General features: G+C 45.9%; 20 protein-coding genes. 16 read left to right on the top strand and 4 right to left on the bottom strand.

The window, feature by feature from the left end; all coding sequences use genetic code 11:
- Positions 1-157 precede the first annotated feature (157 nt).
- A complete protein-coding gene (locus V1603_RS15880) occupies positions 158-682 on the top strand; it encodes a phenolic acid decarboxylase (protein ID WP_100121962.1) in 525 nt (174 codons plus the stop codon).
- A gap of 532 nt (positions 683-1,214) precedes the next feature.
- Here V1603_RS15880 and V1603_RS15875 read toward each other — a convergent pair.
- The gene (locus V1603_RS15875; protein WP_164712086.1) at positions 1,215-2,156 is read right to left on the bottom strand and encodes a DMT family transporter; all 942 of its coding nucleotides are present in this window, start codon (positions 2,154-2,156) and stop codon (positions 1,215-1,217) included.
- Between the two features lie 55 nt (positions 2,157-2,211).
- Positions 2,212-2,544: a gamma-glutamylcyclotransferase family protein gene (locus tag V1603_RS15870; protein ID WP_100121963.1), complete on the bottom strand. Its 333-nt coding sequence runs from the start codon at positions 2,542-2,544 to the stop codon at positions 2,212-2,214.
- 115 nt (positions 2,545-2,659) lie between these two features.
- Here V1603_RS15870 and gcvA point away from each other — a divergent pair, with 115 nt between their 5' ends.
- From gcvA to V1603_RS15855, 3 genes are all read left to right on the top strand, one after another.
- A complete protein-coding gene (gene gcvA, locus V1603_RS15865; RefSeq protein WP_238139164.1) occupies positions 2,660-3,562 on the top strand; it encodes a transcriptional regulator GcvA in 903 nt (300 codons plus the stop codon).
- A 271-nt stretch (positions 3,563-3,833) separates the two neighbouring features.
- A complete protein-coding gene (locus V1603_RS15860; protein ID WP_100121964.1) occupies positions 3,834-4,052 on the top strand; it encodes a hypothetical protein in 219 nt (72 codons plus the stop codon).
- Between the two features lie 443 nt (positions 4,053-4,495).
- Positions 4,496-5,479, top strand: coding sequence for an MDR family oxidoreductase (locus V1603_RS15855; RefSeq protein WP_248198114.1), 984 nt, complete (start codon positions 4,496-4,498; stop codon positions 5,477-5,479).
- Between the two features lie 51 nt (positions 5,480-5,530).
- Here the strand turns inward: V1603_RS15855 and V1603_RS15850 are convergent, their stop codons facing one another.
- Both V1603_RS15850 and V1603_RS15845 read right to left on the bottom strand, forming a co-directional pair.
- On the bottom strand, positions 5,531-6,187 hold the full coding sequence (locus tag V1603_RS15850; RefSeq protein WP_045903081.1) for a TetR/AcrR family transcriptional regulator: 657 nt from the start codon (positions 6,185-6,187) through the stop codon (positions 5,531-5,533).
- A 271-nt stretch (positions 6,188-6,458) separates the two neighbouring features.
- Positions 6,459-7,640, bottom strand: coding sequence for a diguanylate phosphodiesterase (locus tag V1603_RS15845; protein WP_248198115.1), 1,182 nt, complete (start codon positions 7,638-7,640; stop codon positions 6,459-6,461).
- A gap of 488 nt (positions 7,641-8,128) precedes the next feature.
- On the opposite strand from V1603_RS15845, the gene V1603_RS15840 reads away from it, so the two are divergent.
- From V1603_RS15840 to V1603_RS15785, 12 genes are all read left to right on the top strand, one after another.
- The gene (locus V1603_RS15840) at positions 8,129-8,578 is read left to right on the top strand and encodes a VOC family protein (protein WP_028013337.1); all 450 of its coding nucleotides are present in this window, start codon (positions 8,129-8,131) and stop codon (positions 8,576-8,578) included.
- A 365-nt stretch (positions 8,579-8,943) separates the two neighbouring features.
- Positions 8,944-9,168: a DinI family protein gene (locus V1603_RS15835; protein WP_028013336.1), complete on the top strand. Its 225-nt coding sequence runs from the start codon at positions 8,944-8,946 to the stop codon at positions 9,166-9,168.
- 105 nt (positions 9,169-9,273) lie between these two features.
- Positions 9,274-9,516, top strand: coding sequence for a hypothetical protein (locus tag V1603_RS15830; protein ID WP_224065701.1), 243 nt, complete (start codon positions 9,274-9,276; stop codon positions 9,514-9,516).
- 39 nt (positions 9,517-9,555) lie between these two features.
- Positions 9,556-10,158: a DUF1367 family protein gene (locus V1603_RS15825; protein WP_025913039.1), complete on the top strand. Its 603-nt coding sequence runs from the start codon at positions 9,556-9,558 to the stop codon at positions 10,156-10,158.
- Positions 10,158-10,364: a hypothetical protein gene (locus tag V1603_RS15820; RefSeq protein WP_248198116.1), complete on the top strand. Its 207-nt coding sequence runs from the start codon at positions 10,158-10,160 to the stop codon at positions 10,362-10,364. The genes V1603_RS15825 and V1603_RS15820 overlap by 1 nt, the downstream gene beginning before the upstream one ends.
- A 2-nt stretch (positions 10,365-10,366) precedes the next feature.
- Entirely contained in the window at positions 10,367-10,729 is a 363-nt protein-coding gene (gene rusA / locus V1603_RS15815; protein ID WP_248198130.1) for a crossover junction endodeoxyribonuclease RusA, read from the top strand.
- Positions 10,726-11,559 (top strand): antitermination protein, encoded by an 834-nt coding sequence (locus V1603_RS15810; protein ID WP_395312934.1) that lies wholly within the window; start codon positions 10,726-10,728, stop codon positions 11,557-11,559. The genes rusA and V1603_RS15810 overlap by 4 nt, the downstream gene beginning before the upstream one ends.
- A 192-nt stretch (positions 11,560-11,751) precedes the next feature.
- Positions 11,752-11,943, top strand: a complete 192-nt coding sequence (locus V1603_RS15805) for a hypothetical protein (RefSeq protein WP_048223536.1) — start codon at positions 11,752-11,754, stop codon at positions 11,941-11,943.
- Positions 11,944-12,610: 667 nt separating this feature from the next.
- Positions 12,611-12,913: a hypothetical protein gene (locus tag V1603_RS15800; protein ID WP_014832171.1), complete on the top strand. Its 303-nt coding sequence runs from the start codon at positions 12,611-12,613 to the stop codon at positions 12,911-12,913.
- A complete protein-coding gene (locus V1603_RS15795) occupies positions 12,913-13,449 on the top strand; it encodes a lysozyme (RefSeq protein WP_100170183.1) in 537 nt (178 codons plus the stop codon). The genes V1603_RS15800 and V1603_RS15795 overlap by 1 nt, the downstream gene beginning before the upstream one ends.
- Positions 13,446-13,964 carry a hypothetical protein gene (locus tag V1603_RS15790; RefSeq protein ID WP_248198814.1) on the top strand — a complete coding sequence of 173 codons (519 nt, stop codon included), beginning with the start codon at positions 13,446-13,448 and terminating at the stop codon, positions 13,962-13,964. The genes V1603_RS15795 and V1603_RS15790 overlap by 4 nt, the downstream gene beginning before the upstream one ends.
- Positions 13,965-14,353: 389 nt before the next feature.
- On the top strand, positions 14,354-14,767 hold the full coding sequence (locus tag V1603_RS15785) for an Ivy family c-type lysozyme inhibitor (RefSeq protein ID WP_248198816.1): 414 nt from the start codon (positions 14,354-14,356) through the stop codon (positions 14,765-14,767).
- The last annotated feature ends 450 nt before the right edge of the window (positions 14,768-15,217 follow it).

The raw sequence follows: 15,217 nt of genomic DNA, 5'->3' as shown, positions 1-15,217 counted from the left end.
CGCTAAGAGCGATCTGCTGACATTACTAATCGCATTCTGTATGAATAACGGGGAACTGGTCAGCATAGCTGTTAGCTCCAGCGACTGCTCCCCTAAACCTGGTAAGGTTGAATTTTCACGGCTATCGTTAAATATCTGGACACCGGAGGACGTATAAATGACTGAAGAAGTATATAAAGATGTTTCAGAGGATCTGTCTGAGTTTGTCGGAACGCATTTTGTTTACACCTATGACAACGGCTGGAAGTATGAGTGGTATGCGCGCAACAGCAATACCTGCGACTACCGTATCCACCAGGGACTTGTCGGCGGGCGCTGGGTCACTAATCAGAAAATGAATGCCGTACAGTTTGCACCCGGTATTTTCAAGGTTGACTGGCACGAGCCTACGGGGACCTGTGTAAGCTTGTTGTTCGATATAAGGAGAAAGGTAATTCACGGCACGATCTTCTTCCCGCAATGGATCGCTGGAGAAGGACAGCATCCTGAGAAAACAATCTGTTACCAGAACGAATTCATTGAAGACATGCATCGCTTCCGTGACGAAGGTCCGGCTTATCCTTATGTGATTATTCCTGAATTTGCAAAAGTAACGTATATGAAAAATGAAGGGCCTGATAACGACGAGGTGATCAATATGCCACCAGGTCAGCTACCTTCTGATTTCTTCGATGATAAATAGCCAGGTGTATTCGGATAAAGGGAGGCCACCTCCCTTTTTTAGTGGGTAAAGTATTCCTCTTGATTTAACTTCACTCCGGTATATTTACAGTCAATCACCGAAATACTACTCACTTACAAACTCGTTTCTGTCATACGCGACCATTCCACTCAGGACAATAAAATAATGGTGATTTTCTTTTAACTGCAACAATGCAATGTTCGCAACAAAAATAATTAATTTTTGCTTATTATGCAGTAAACATTCTTCTTCCCTGCCTGGATCCGAAAACCTACAAAGTCGGATCTTTACTGACTATTCTCAGGAAGTGATGAGGAGCTACGGCAGGATTTAAAGGCGGTAAGCATCTGAAGGTCCGCTATGAGCGAGAAGCAGACATAAATCGGGCTAAAGATTTATGCATTATGAATGATTTATACTTTGCATTAGAGCCTGTAAAGCGTACTAGCATCTTTGGTCGTTAAATCAGCCATCTCTGAACAGGCTCGCTGAAATTGTCACATTACCTGTAATAATCCGACAGTCATCTTTATTATTTAACTAACCCAGTTAAAAATCTCGACCTGAACCAGGACCAGCCGCTAACGATACTTATGCCACTCAGAATTAGCATCGCTCCTGAAATAAACCCTGGCTGTAGCTGTTCTCTCAAAATAAATACTGCTGTAATGACCCCAAATAAAGGCGTCATGAATGAGAGAACACCGAGCTGAGATGCCATGTATTTCCGCATTAAACTGTACCAAGCTAAATAACTCAGAAAGCCAACTATTACGCTTTGAAAGATTAAACTAATAATCCCGATGGTGCCGGGTACAAAGTGATTTTGGCCGGAGAAGTATGAATAGGTTGATAAAACTAAAACACCTCCTGCAAGCTGAAAAAAAAGCGTATGAGAAGCCGGCGACTCACTAAGAGATGAGCATCGGACGAGTACGGTAGTGGCTCCCCATGACAGTCCAGCAAATAAACCCATTATATCTCCTGCCATAGTCTGGCTGGAACAATCCCCTGAAGCATTACCTGACAGAAACGCAACACAAATCCCTGCAAATGTAATTGCTATCCCTATCCATTGCGGTGCACTTAGTCGTTCATCGCGCCTAAAAAACTGTAGCCCCAGAGCAGCAAAAATTGGTGCGGTATATAGGAATACTGACATGTGCGATGCCGACGTATATCGCAGGCCTTCAGCAACAAAGAGGAATTGCAAACCAAAAAGTATACCCACAGCTCCCCCGGGAACTACGCAAATAGCAAAGTTTCTTAGAGACGTTTTTTTTAGAATAAACAATAAACATATAAGGCCTGCAGCAGCTCCACTTCTGATTGCTACCTGTAGAACCGGAGAAATTTCATTGGCTACGCTTTTAATTGCAACTTGCTGAATTCCCCAGATAACGCACAGCAAGGTCATGACCAGTGTGGCATAAGTGTCGATCTGTTTTCGCTCTATTGTCACTTGATTGTCCATCAAATCGATTTATTTAGGGTGCACTGGGCATTGTTTAACCCGCCCACTGCGGGCCTCATAATTTATGCTTTAGCATATAGATACATGATTGCACTGTCTGACCGGTTAATGTGGTTACCTCTACCGGAACACGTTCATATTCAGAACCTTCGAACTCATCAAGCATGTGCCAGTGATTTTGTAAATTCTCGGACGTGAAAAGAAAGCCCTGTACACGATTACCTGAGCCATCCAGCACAATTCCCGGATAACCCATCTCTGCACCCCAGCCTTTCTCTAATAAATAACCACCAACATGGCCCTCCTGCCATGTTCCCCCGATGCTTTCAAGGATATGAGCATTAGGACGGCCAGGACCGAGAGTCCCGTAAACAAACAAACTTTCCATTATTCCTCCGGTATCGCTATGAAAATAGTAATATCATTTATGTTAATTTTGATTTTCGGACTCTGACCTGACAAATCATTTGTTCTCACAACACGCGTGAATTATTATCACGCATATGATGTACGATCGCCTTCCACCATTGCAGACTCTGCGCGCTTTTGAAGCCACTGCCCGCCTCTCAAGTATGACGCTGGCGGCTGCGGAGTTGCACGTTACGCACGGCGCGATAAGCCGGCAAATCCGGAAGCTCGAAGAGCATCTGGGGTTAAAGCTATTTTTCAGGCTGACACGGCAGATCATTCTGACGGAGCAAGGGGCTGAATTTCACCATGTGGTTACCCGTCTTTTGAGTGATTTAATGAGGGAAGCTGAGCGCCTGCGTGGAAGAAACCAGATGAAGAGTTTGCGTATAAGTACAACGGTTTCATTTGCCAGCAAGTGGTTAGCACCGCGCCTCAGCCGTTTTAGGCAGAGATATCCTGAATTTGATGTTGAACTGGATGTTACTGACATTAATGTGGATCTTAATGATGGTCAGGTAGATGCTGCCATTCGGTACGGCTTTGGTAATTATCGAGATGTTTCGTCTGAACGTATGTTCGATGAAACAGTTACTCCTGTCTGTAGCCCTGATTTTCTTAAGAAACATAATGGACTGACAGATATTAAGGGACTTTTAAACTGCGTTCTTCTTCATGAGTACAGAATGCTGGCTAACTGGAAGGCATGGTTTGAGATGGCCGGAGAAAAGAATTATAGCTGCCAGCAGGGGCACTTATGGACTCTTGGCAGCATGGCTACTGAGGCTGCTATGCGTGGCGAAGGTGTTGCTCTGGGACGCAGTGTTCTGATTGCGGATGATGTTGCTGCTGGAAGGCTTGTTGTTCCCTTTCCCCAGTACAAACTTAAGGCGGAGCGGGGATACGATTTAGTCTACCGTTCAGATAATCAAGATTCATTAAAAATATGCATTCTAAAACAGTGGCTCTCTGAAGAATTGAGTTCTCTGAAAGATTGAATGCTGTCTAAAAAGTCCGCTATTGGCACAAAGTTGACGTCTCAGCCTGTGTATGACCGTAAAAGCTACCTTCACGTGATCAGCCGCTTCTGGTAATGACGAGGCGCTTGTGTGGCATGCTGGGAAACCAACTTAGATGTTCACTGAAAGCCCGGTTACCCTGGCTAAACGACCCTTAGAAATTTCTAAGGCGAAATAGTCACATAAGTCTTCTCTACGTGTGCTATAACCGAGTTACAAATCGCCACTACTGGCGGTTAAGAGGCATCTCATGAAACTACGTATCACAAGAGCAATCGGCCTCAGCAAGTTCTCGCCACGTTGGGTTAAGGTTATCTGTTTACGGTTGACAAAAAATGATATTGAGCGCTCCCTCAACGCGCTTCTGGCCACAATTGACGAATCAGAACTCTCTCCGGAGCAAGTCAAAGCATTAAGGGAATGCATTGACAGAATTAACATCGCAAGGGGGAAGGGTATGCAGGCGTGAGCACTTTTGATTAAAGGTAAGCCAACACTGTATTTGCGCGGCGCGTTTGCTGCGCAAGTATCGCTGACCGTTCGATACCAGCTGAGCTTTTAAAGCCAAATTTAATTGGATCAATGCTGGTGGGAGGGGGTAGAGATGAACTGGTTCCTGTGAGCGAAAATGAGGCCAACAATCTAAGCCTGCTGGGTTTACCGTTATCAACTGAGTACTGAAGCATTGCCTTTGCACCCGCCGGATCCGCTTACATTTCCCTATGTATTAGTTTACCCACCTCCAGCTTGACACTGATCAATTATGACTGCGTTAAGCCTATGAAAAAAATAATAAGTCTTGAATCCTGACAAAATACTGGGATAGTAGGATTGATTATTAGACGATCGGTCAATATTATTTGTACATGACTTAATAACCGAACGATAAACGCCCAAATAGACGAGGTGAAAGTGTTTAAATCTTTATTAATAAACAAAGCAGATGAACGCTACAGTGCGCAACTTGTTGAAATTGCTGAAAGTGAGCTGCCGCAGGGGGATGTTGAGGTAAATATTGAATATTCCTCCATCAACTACAAAGATGCGCTTGCCATTACGGGCCGAGGCCCAATCGTCCGACACTTTCCAATGGTGCCAGGCATTGATTTTGCCGGTACGGTGTCCGCCAGTTCACATCCTGAATATCAGCCCGGAGATAAGGTTCTACTGACAGGCTGGGGTGTAGGGGAAAAACACTGGGGTGGGCTGTCTGAAAAAGCACGAGTGAAAGGCGACTGGCTGACGCCGCTTCCGGCAGGCGCAAATAGCAAACACGTCATGGCTATCGGGACGGCTGGGTTTACCGCGATGCTGTGTGTCGACGCGCTGCTCAATCATGGTGTTAAGCCTGAAGATGGGTCCGTACTTGTTACCGGTGCCAGTGGAGGTGTCGGTAGTATTGCGGCCATGATCCTTTCGTCTATGGGCTTCCATGTGACCGCTTCTACCGGTCGGCCGGAAGAATCCTCGTGGCTATATAAAACGGTCGGGGTGAACGACATCATTAACCGTGCTGAGCTTTCAAGCCCGGGCAAACCTTTACAAAAAGAACGCTGGGCTGCTGCCATTGATACAGTCGGCAGCCACACGCTCTGTAACGCCTGTGCAGGGGTACGCTATGGCAGTATTGTTGCAGCCTGTGGCATGGCTCAGGGTATGGAGTTGATGGGAAATGTGGCTCCGTTTATTCTTCGTGGTGTTACGCTGAAAGGGATTGATAGTGTCATGTTCGCGAAAGAGAAAAGAGCGGCGATCTGGCAGCAGGCGTTAAAGCATTTACCAGAGTCCAGGCTGGATAGCCTGACGACTGTATATCCGCTAAGTGAGGCCATCACTGTAGCCGAAAAACTTCTGAATGGCGGAATTCACGGCCGAGCGGTAATTGAATGTAGCTAATTATAGATACGGAGTTGCAGATCGAACGAGGGGCCGCTAACGGCTCCTCTTTTACTGTACTTCAGTTGCTTCCTGCGACGACTGGTAACGGACAGATGTTTTGAAATAGTTCCAGAAATCGTACACAGGTTGGGTTGAACTATAAAGTTTGGAACGCATAACGGCACCCTCCCAGCCACTCCAGAAAATTGCTGCCAGTTGTTTGTCGTTCATTTCGGAGCAAATTTCGCCTGAAGTTAGTGCATCGGACAGACAGGAAGCAACAAGTTCTTGCCAGCTCTCAAGAACATCTTGTAGCTGCTGGATAAAGGATTGTGGCAGTCCCGGACTTTCCTGCATCATATTTCCAACAAGGCAGCCTCGGGTAAAATTGTACTTTTTAATCCCGTTGCAGGCATCGTGGATAAAATTTTCCAGCCGTAACATTGGTTCGCATAAAGGTTCATGAAGGTGTTTTTTAAGTTTATGCTCGAAGAAACTGTCATAGGCATGGAGGACGGCCTGCGCATACTCCTCTTTGCTCTTGAAGTAATAATAAAATGAGCCTTTAGGCACACCGGCATTTTTGACAATGGCATCGACTCCAGTTGCAAGAAAACCATTCTGCGTCAGCAACTCAAGACCGCTGCGGATCAGATCATTACGAGTATCTGCATAGGTGCTCTCTGTTTTCCGTGGTCTTCCCCGTCTGCGGATTTCACTGGTCATGGCTCTTCTCCTACATGTTTAGCGGCAAAGAATAAGTGATTTTGCCTAACAGCTACAACCAGTTTCACCTCGGCATTTTTGAAGGGCACTATTGCCAACTACAAGTCTCAGTACCGTCTTACTTAACTCAACTGCAGCGCATATGAGCGACCTTGCTGTCCCTCATGTCAAATTTTATTAATGAGTGCAGCAACGAATTGGCTGCGCCCGCTTTGTGTACTTATCGGACATTACACTTTGCTTATCACAGAAGAATGTCTCAAGTTTCATTTTAACATTCTTTAAACTCATTAGGTTCTGGCCAGAAGATCGTTAAAGATCCATTTTTATCATATTTTGAAAAAAGATTGCCCTGGAAGCAAAATATCCCAGCGGATTCTAACCACATCCATTCTTCTGGTTGTTCGACACCTGTTGCACAAATCCTTATCTCTAAAAGTTCGCCGCAACGTATTAAGCTTTGCAGTATCGCCTGTTTGGTACCGTCTTTATGTATGTTTTGGATTAGTTGAGGGTGTATTTTTAGCTTCTCAGGCTGAAATTTTGAAAGAAACAATAAACCTGCATTTCCTACACCAAAGTCATTAATAGCAACGCTTAAACCGCAACTTTTGAGTATCTGCACTGAATGCGCGAACTCATCAATTTCAGGGATTATTTCGCTCTCTGAAAACTCAACTATAACTTGTTCTGGGTATAAGTTACTTTCTCTGATGTAATCGAGCAATATCTCAATCGCATTAGGTACCCTCAGTAAGGTTAAAGGCAGGAGTGTTATTGATACTCGTTGTGAAGAGGTAATGAAACTCCCTGCGATTTTTAACAAATCTCTCTTCGATTCCAAATCAAAAAATAAATTATTGGCTTTTATATCGTCTTTATCTGATTTTGCACTCAAGACAAAAGAATGAATTTGAGCAGCCAGAGGGTCTATAACTGCATGCATGTCTTCGATAATATCGGGATCAGCCGATGATACATTTATTTGATCGGATGAAAAAAACCAACTGTATCTATCAGGAAGTTCATAATAGCTGTCTGTCTCAGCAGAATCTATAAATGTACGGAAAAACCGTAATGCTCTGTCGTTGTAAAGCAATTTATGTTTGGTTGTTCCACGTTGAAGAACCCTGTCCAGACACTCTTCTTTACTGAATAGTCTTATATCAATTAATTCCATGCCTGAGCGACCAAATCGTCGATAGGGGGCATAATCGGATAAGAGTTCTACAATGTTAAAGTGAAGTGCATCCATACAAATTTTTTTATAGATTTGCCTTACAGCGGTTTCATCTCCTTCCAGAAGCTGGAAGAAATGAACGCCATTAAAAAGTAAAACACCAGTTACCCCCGCACGTTCATTTCGGGAATTGGCTTCACTAACCATGTCAACTATGGATTGAATTGGTGTATCAGCTCGCAGGTGGCTTCGGTAGATGAGAGTGGTAAGCATAGTTGCACACTTTAAAGGATTTTCTACTAAAGTAGCATGCGAAAGGTCAGTTAGTGCTATTTTACTGAAAAAATTTACAAAAAAGAGTTCTGTGACCTTAAAATTGTCTATGAAGGGTAAAATGCTTCACAAAAAAACCAATCAATAAACGTGGTTAAAGCCCGCGAGATATGTTTGGCTCTGCAACATCAAATCGCCTGGTGTGCACACGTGATAAAGTAAAAATTAATTCTAAGATTGTGGTAGTAAAAATGATTACATGGAGTTTCGAATGGTTTTTATTGCGGCTTTAACTTTATCTTTTCTTCTGTGTGTAGCGGGCCTTATCTTCATTTTGCTGGAGTTAGTTAGCATAGGCTGCAACCCTGAACGACATTGAACAATACGTGCAAGAAATCCAGCAAAATCACTGATTGAAAGTCTCTTGACCTCACGTTAACTTGAGCTTTTAAAATGGCGATTCTGGAGATAGTTAAAGGATTAGCCTAATGAAAGAGATTGATGTCGGTTTTACGCACGTTGCGTTTGTTGTTAGAGATTTGGAAAAAAGTATCGATTTTTACGGCCGTTATGCTGGCATGGAAGTCGTACACAGGCGAGAGCCTGACCTTCCGGAGGCACGTAAAGTCGCGTGGTTAAGTGACCTAACTCGCCCTTTTGCGCTTGTCCTTGTCCAGGTTGATGCTGTGGCTGACACCCCTTTAGGTAATTTTGGTCACTTGGGAGTAGCTTGTTCAAGCATTGAAGAAATCGACAATAAGGTAGCGATGGCCAGAATGGAAGGCTTCTTGCGAAAAGAACCGGTTCAGGCAGGGGAACCGGTAGGTTATTATGTCTTCTTCGCTGATCCTGATGGTAACACACTTGAACTTTCTTATGGTCAGAAAGTCGGGATCGAGGCTTTTCGTCATTATGATACAGTGCCTGCATCTCAGTAAATTTCGATAACCGGTTGGATTACATTACGCTCTGGTAATGTTTCATATCGTTTTAGAGCTTGCTGATTAATTTGTTGCTAGTAACAGCAAGCTCCATATTAGCCTTTACAGATTTTCATTTTATTAATCTCATTTCTAAGCCACAATTTAGTAGCGAAACTGCACCAAACTCTGCTGAAATCTATTCAACATAACTATTGTGTAGACCTCCAAATCTGAGATCTGCCCCATATCGTACTTAAAACATATACCTGTAAGCCTGCAGGCGATCCATCCTTCTAACACTCTTTAATCGTTGCAAAATCCGTAAGATATGTTTATAAATATCCTGTATATGCATACAGTTGTTCATTGCGGAGGGAAAAATGAAAATCGAGTTAACCATTGATCGCATGAAGAAACTTCCTGTTGGAGCTATACCTGCGCTCGAGTCAGAACTGCTCAAAAGACTTAGCAAGCAGTTTGATGATTGTCAGTTAACGATCAGGCGTGCCAGCAATGATGGGCTGACTGTTTTCGGAGGCGATAAGAAGGAGGTCGAACATATCCTGCAGGAGACCTGGGAGAGCGCGGACGAGTGGTTTTATTAATCGCGTGAATTTCACTGGAGCAGTTTCAAAGAGTATCGCTGTTTGCGTTCCCCTGGCTGTTCCCGATTACTGTTTACCGCGTCATAAGTCGCTCTGGGGGAAAAAGTGTGTAGTGCAGATGCCTTTAATGCAGATGATCAATGGTACGACGTGGTCAGAAGGGCCGATAAAGCAGTTATCTATAGCTTCCCGGCGGAAGGGAGATATCTGGTTTATCGAGTAAATGGAATAGTTTCATTAAGACCGTTACTCGAAGAGGAAGAAATCTTCACTCTGAATGGGTTTATGCAATTTGCAAAACGGCTGGGGTACCGAGTTACACCACCGTCTGATATTATTCTTTCATAGGCCTGAACACCCTATACCTGATGCGCCACGGAGAGAACCATGGCGCTAGAATTACAACTTATCAAACACCACTCAGGAATACTGATCCCGGCTACGCCCGAGACCAGCGATATTCTGCAATCAAAAACCCGGCTCGGCGATGTTCTTGTTGCCGAGTTCAGGCGGGTACGTAACCCGGCATTCCATCGGCGCTTTTTCGCGCTTCTCAATCTCGGTTTTGAATACTGGGAACCAACCGGCGGGGCTATCTCGAGTAACGAGCGGAAGCTGATCACCGGCTACGCCAAGTTCCTGGCTTCTTATGGCGGGAATGAGGGGGCGCTTATCGATGCTGCCGAGCAGTATCTTGAGCAGGTTGCTTACCGGCGCGTCACGAATGGCATTAGCCTGTGCAAATCCTTCGATGCTTACCGCTCCTGGGTGATCGTCGAGGCAGGGCACTTTGATGCCATTCAGTTGCCAGACGGAACACTCAAAAAGCATCCTCGCAGCATCTCGTTTGCCAATATGGACGAGCTCGAATTTCAGCAGCTCTACAAAGCTGCGCTCGATGTCCTCTGGCGATGGGTCCTGTCCCGTTCATTCCGCAGCCGTGACGAGGCCGAAAACGTCGCCGCGCAGCTGCTTGGCTTTGCGGGGTGATGGGCATGAAACATTCTTGGTTCCATCATACCGATTGCAGCACCGAACAGGCCGACGAGCTGGTTAAGCGTTACAAAGCGCGCGGCGTGCGAGTTGAGCGCAGCCTAAACCAGGATTACGTGACCTGGACTGTCAGTGCATTCCTTCCGACCTCCAATACGCCAGCGCGCCCGGATAGCCGCTGGCGAAACCGGATGTGGGAGTGAACGTGAAGACATATCAACTCACTTTGCCCTGGCCGCCGAGCAATAACCGGTATTACCGGCACAACCGCGGGCGTACACACATTAGCGCTGATGGCGTTGCGTACCGTTACGCGGTCGCAAGTGTCATTCGAAGCGCCCGGCTTAATATCCGCACGGCCGCACCACTCAAAATCCGAATTGAATGTCACATGCCCGACCGCCGGCGCCGTGATCTGGATAACCTGCAAAAAGCTGCATTCGACGCTTTAACCAAGGCGGGGTTCTGGCTGGATGACTGCCAGGTTGTGGATTATCGCGTTGTTAAAATGCCTGTCGTTAAGGGCGGGAAATTAGAACTCACTATTACCGAGCTGGAGACCGCATGAACCTTGAAAACACTCTCAAATATCACTTTGCCAAATCGACAATGATTAGCGACTCTCCGCGCGCTACGGCGTCAGACTCATTAACCGGAACGGATATCATGGCTGCGATGGGCATGACGCAGGAACGGGCCGCCATGGGTTACAGCGCTTTTCTCGGGAAGATGGGTATCAGCAAGAATGACCGGGAGAGGGCGATCGAATTGCTGGCCCAGTATGCGCTGACCAAGTGCGATCGGGTGGCTGCGCTGCGCAAACTGGATGCCGAAGTTAAGCCACTGGTGATGCATCAGCTGGCCACCTGCGCTTTCGAGGATTATTCCCGCAGCGCCGCCAGCGTGAAGCAATGCGATGGCTGCAATGGGGAAGGGTTTATTGATGCTGAGGTCTACAGCATGAAGTCTCACACTCCTGCAAAAGAGAAGAAATACGTGAAGATGTCCCTGAATATGGGCGTCGAAAATATACATCCTTCTGAGTACGAGGTGCGAAGAGAGGTCAGGGAGGTAGCGCGCATTCTCTGCCCTCAGTGTAAGGGCAAGAAGGTTGTAAGTTGTGCCTGTAAAAATTGCCATGGACGCGGGAAAGCCATTAAGCAGGCTCTTACAGCACAGCAGGGCTTTCCGGTTCTGGCTGATTGCAAACGCTGCAGTGGTCGTGGGTATGAACGAATCCCATCGACCGAGGCATACGCCACAGTGTGTCAGATAACGGGTGCAATCAGCCTCGATACTTGGAAGAAGTCTGTAAAACCCTTCTACGATCAGCTCATCACCAAGTTTGACATCGAAGAGGCCTGGGCTGATACGCAGCTTAAGCAAATAATAAAATAGGGTGTTATTTTATCGTGAGCTATTTACTTTTCCCGAAACTGTGGTAATTTTGCTCTAACGATGGGTTATTGCCTTCGTTTAAAGCCCTGCGGTTTAGCCCGTGGGGCTTTTTGCTTAATAGCAACTTTAGAATATCTAAAACCATCCAACCCTGCGGTGACTTATAATTTCCCTAACAACGCAGGAGGGAATATGGAAGAAGGTTTCTACTGGATTCAGCACAACGGCAGGATTCAGGTTGCTTACTACAGCAATGGCGTTACCGAAGACCTTGAGACGGGACTAACATTTAATGGCATTTGGCATCTTACACAGGGTGACGACATCTGCGACAACGGAGAAGCTGAGGTGATTGAAGGCCCTCTGCCTGTACCATTTAGATGAATATATTCATCTGATTATGTGGCAGATTCTTAATACTGCACATATGCTTCTTAAGCATCCTGCGGAATGGATGTTTCTGAAAGCGTTTTTGTGGTGGATCCCCCTAAGCGGAGGGGCGGTTCAGCAGGACATTTCTCCAGAGTGTCCAACCAGCGCGCGGAAATGAATGCTGTGATCATTTCCACCGGGAGGCACCCGGCACCACTCCCTCAGTTATTGCCAACTTAGCTATTTATGCCTGCTTGTCCGAGCAGGCTTTTTTTTATTTTTCCCTTGTGTTTTGTAAGGGACCTCAGGGCTAAGAAGGGGTGCTAAACCTCAGTACGTGTTTTAGCAAAACGATCCTCGAAATATTACAAGCTCGTATGAGACAAAAAAGCGCGGAGAACGACATCACTCCTCTCCGCAATAATAATTCCATCTTCAGCCCGATTGTCTTTCTTTTATCCACAAAAGCTAAAGGCATGATCTAATGTAAATAATAACAGCTTTAAACTATGTTAAAGGTTAATTATTTTTTTGTTTAAATGACTCTCCTTAAGGATTGTTTAATCTATTGCTTTCTTAAGGAGAGAGAAGCGCCGAAGAGTATAAATCATCATCAGGCTGCCGTTTGGCAGCCTTTTTTTTCTAGCAACAGCACCCGCACTTAGCGAGGTGAGAGACCATGAAAATGAATGATTCAGGGAACATCTTCACGCAGTTCTTCGCGTGGGTAGCAGCTCTGGCGTCAGCCATTGGATTTACCACTCAGGATCTGGTGTTCATGTTCTTTGGCGCTGCTGGTCTGCTTATCTCGCTAGCCTCGTACATTAACGGGCGGGTAGATGCAAACCGTAGGCGCAGAGAGGATGAGAAGCGAACAAAAATGGTCAATGACTACCTGAAAGGTGTTGGTGATAAACCCCTTCACGAGCGTCCTGCTGCTGCAAGCGTGGTCGTTGAGGCATTACAAAAGGAAGGTGAGTGATGGGAGCCAGAGCAAAGTTGAGTACAGCAGTTCTAGGGCTGATACTGGCTGGTGCTCCTGCATCCTTAATCCTCGACCAGTTTCTGAATGAGAAAGAGGGTAACAGCCTCACGGCCTACAAAGATGGCGGCGGTATCTGGACTATTTGCCGCGGCGCAACGATGGTTGATGGTAAACCGGTTGTGCAGGGCATGAAATTGACTCAGGCCAAATGCAATCAAGTGAACGCCATCGAACGCAATAAGGCTCTGGCGTGGGTTGATCGCAATATTACGGTACCGCTTACCGAACCGCAAAAAGCCGGGATCGCATCTTTTTGCCCGTACAACATCGGGCCAGGTAAGTGCTTCCCGTCCACGTTCTATAAGCGCATTAATGCCGGTGACCGCCGCGGGGCATGCGAGGCAATCCGCTGGTGGATTAAAGACGGTGGTCGCGATTGCCGCATGACTAAAGGTCAAAAGAACGGCTGTTACGGTCAGGTAGAACGGCGAGACCAGGAAAGTGCGCTGGCGTGCTGGGGGATAGACCAATGAAATTTAATTTTTTACCAATCGCGGTTGTGGTTATTGCAGGTCTGTCAGTCGCACTCGTTAAGAGCTGCTCGGAGGCCAGTAATTTTCAGAGCGAAAACGAAGTTCTGCGAAGTGACAACTCTTTGCAGGGGCAGGTGATCGCTACCCAGGCATTCAACTTCAATCGATTCAATCAGGTTGCAGAACATGCCAATAGGCTTAACTCTCTGATTGACACCAGCACCGAAGAAACCGTAATCGAATACCGGGAGATTCTCCGCCGTGAAAAAACCTGTGATCTGCCTGTTCCTGCTGATATCGCTGGCGGGTTGCTCGAATACGCGCACCGTTTACGTGCCAGCGCCTTGCACACCGATACCAACAGACCTGACACAGCCGATGATCGTGCCGCTGCCGCCAGCTCAATGACGTACTGTCAGGCGGTCTTGTGGATAAAGCCGCTACTGGCCGTAATTGAGAAGGGCAACAATAATTTCGCTGGCATAAGGCAGATCGAGCTGGAAAGAAATTACTAGGGATGGCTCGTCCTTGAGCACACGGGTATTCCTGAACGACGGCTTTACCTGACATAGCAAAGCACTATTAAATTGTAGAAAAGACTCAATATTTAACAAGAGAAGCGCAGCAATGTAAAAAAAATGCCCTCACATGGAGGGCTACCAGAGTCTCAGTTTCACTTGCTCTTTTTATTGATGATTCCCTGGAGTTGGCAAACTCCTCATCAGAGTCCTAAACAGCCTGGCAAATAGCCAGTAATCAACAAGCATAAGCGGTAGCGATTAGGATAATCCTTACCTGATCATTTGGGCCGGGCAGTAACATCAAATGCTCTGATTATCCATAGGGCTGACATAGCGACTGTAAAGGTATAGAGTTGAGGTGTCTTTATGGAATGAGGATTAACATGAAAGGTAAAGTGATTATCGCTGCTATGGCTTTTGTATCTTTCAGTGCTCTTGCCGACGAGGGGCAGTCTCTTTCTGACTTCGCCAGTGCAAAAAGCACGTCTAAAAGCTACTCCCAGCTGATTAGTAAAAACAAACTACCTGCATGGGTAAAAAGTGGTGGTACGAGCACGCCATCAACCGAAGTAACAGTTGCGGGCAAAAAGTATATTGCGCTGTCAGGATGTAAACCACACAGTTGTCCAGAACAGAATATTGCTATTCTCTACTCACCTGATAGCGGTGATATCCATGGTGTGTTTTCAGATTTCAATGCAGAAAAGAATCGTGAGACATTGACTTGGTTAAACCTGGATCCGATTGATTCTGATGCGATAAAAAATGCCCTTTTCAATCGGCTGTACGGCAATTAAATAACCCAAGCTTCAAACTGTAATCTACCAGTTTGAAGCTTCAATACACGAATCAATCGTCTCACAGTGTGTTTGTCGCTCACATCGCACCCTCATTCCTCTTAACTTTAGCAATGAATTCCTCTGTGATTGATAGACCCGCTATGATTTCCGAATTTAAGACGGAAGCACCAAATTGGCTTACAAGGTCCAGAAGCGTTTCATATGTCTGGATGAGTTCCATTAGATCGGAAATCACTAATTGGTCATGCTCAGTGCGCAAATGAGACCGGGCAGAGGCTTGATGCACTATCCACTCGAGATTGGCCTTGATTTTCTGTACGTCATCGTAGTTATACATATATCATAAGCTTAAATCCTCATTTCAAGATTTCTTTGAGAAAAATACTTCATTGCTTCAAATACTGAAGCTGTGAGTGACGTCTAAAGTTCATTCAGTTTAGAGGTAAC

Origin of the sequence: Enterobacter sp. ECC-219, assembly GCF_043966805.1 — a bacterium.
Taxonomy (GTDB): Bacteria; Pseudomonadota; Gammaproteobacteria; order Enterobacterales; family Enterobacteriaceae; genus Enterobacter; species Enterobacter cloacae_N.
This window is presented reverse-complemented; position numbering and strand designations above follow the sequence as displayed.

Excerpts from the sequence above, each read along its gene's own strand:
- V1603_RS15845 (WP_248198115.1), bottom strand. The coding sequence starts at position 7,640 with ATGCTTACCACTCTCATCTACCGAAGCCACCTGCGAGCTGATACACCA.
- gcvA (WP_238139164.1), top strand. The coding sequence starts at position 2,660 with ATGATGTACGATCGCCTTCCACCATTGCAGACTCTGCGCGCTTTTGAA.
- V1603_RS15850 (WP_045903081.1), bottom strand. The coding sequence starts at position 6,187 with ATGACCAGTGAAATCCGCAGACGGGGAAGACCACGGAAAACAGAGAGC.
- V1603_RS15880 (WP_100121962.1), top strand. The coding sequence starts at position 158 with ATGACTGAAGAAGTATATAAAGATGTTTCAGAGGATCTGTCTGAGTTT.
- V1603_RS15810 (WP_395312934.1), top strand. The coding sequence starts at position 10,726 with ATGAACCTTGAAAACACTCTCAAATATCACTTTGCCAAATCGACAATG.
- V1603_RS15785 (WP_248198816.1), top strand. The coding sequence starts at position 14,354 with ATGAAAGGTAAAGTGATTATCGCTGCTATGGCTTTTGTATCTTTCAGT.
- V1603_RS15860 (WP_100121964.1), top strand. The coding sequence starts at position 3,834 with ATGAAACTACGTATCACAAGAGCAATCGGCCTCAGCAAGTTCTCGCCA.
- V1603_RS15870 (WP_100121963.1), bottom strand. The coding sequence starts at position 2,544 with ATGGAAAGTTTGTTTGTTTACGGGACTCTCGGTCCTGGCCGTCCTAAT.
- V1603_RS15790 (WP_248198814.1), top strand. The coding sequence starts at position 13,446 with ATGAAATTTAATTTTTTACCAATCGCGGTTGTGGTTATTGCAGGTCTG.
- V1603_RS15825 (WP_025913039.1), top strand. The coding sequence starts at position 9,556 with ATGGCGCTAGAATTACAACTTATCAAACACCACTCAGGAATACTGATC.
- V1603_RS15795 (WP_100170183.1), top strand. The coding sequence starts at position 12,913 with ATGGGAGCCAGAGCAAAGTTGAGTACAGCAGTTCTAGGGCTGATACTG.
- V1603_RS15875 (WP_164712086.1), bottom strand. The coding sequence starts at position 2,156 with ATGGACAATCAAGTGACAATAGAGCGAAAACAGATCGACACTTATGCC.
- V1603_RS15800 (WP_014832171.1), top strand. The coding sequence starts at position 12,611 with ATGAAAATGAATGATTCAGGGAACATCTTCACGCAGTTCTTCGCGTGG.
- V1603_RS15805 (WP_048223536.1), top strand. The coding sequence starts at position 11,752 with ATGGAAGAAGGTTTCTACTGGATTCAGCACAACGGCAGGATTCAGGTT.
- V1603_RS15835 (WP_028013336.1), top strand. The coding sequence starts at position 8,944 with ATGAAAATCGAGTTAACCATTGATCGCATGAAGAAACTTCCTGTTGGA.
- V1603_RS15820 (WP_248198116.1), top strand. The coding sequence starts at position 10,158 with ATGGGCATGAAACATTCTTGGTTCCATCATACCGATTGCAGCACCGAA.
- V1603_RS15840 (WP_028013337.1), top strand. The coding sequence starts at position 8,129 with ATGAAAGAGATTGATGTCGGTTTTACGCACGTTGCGTTTGTTGTTAGA.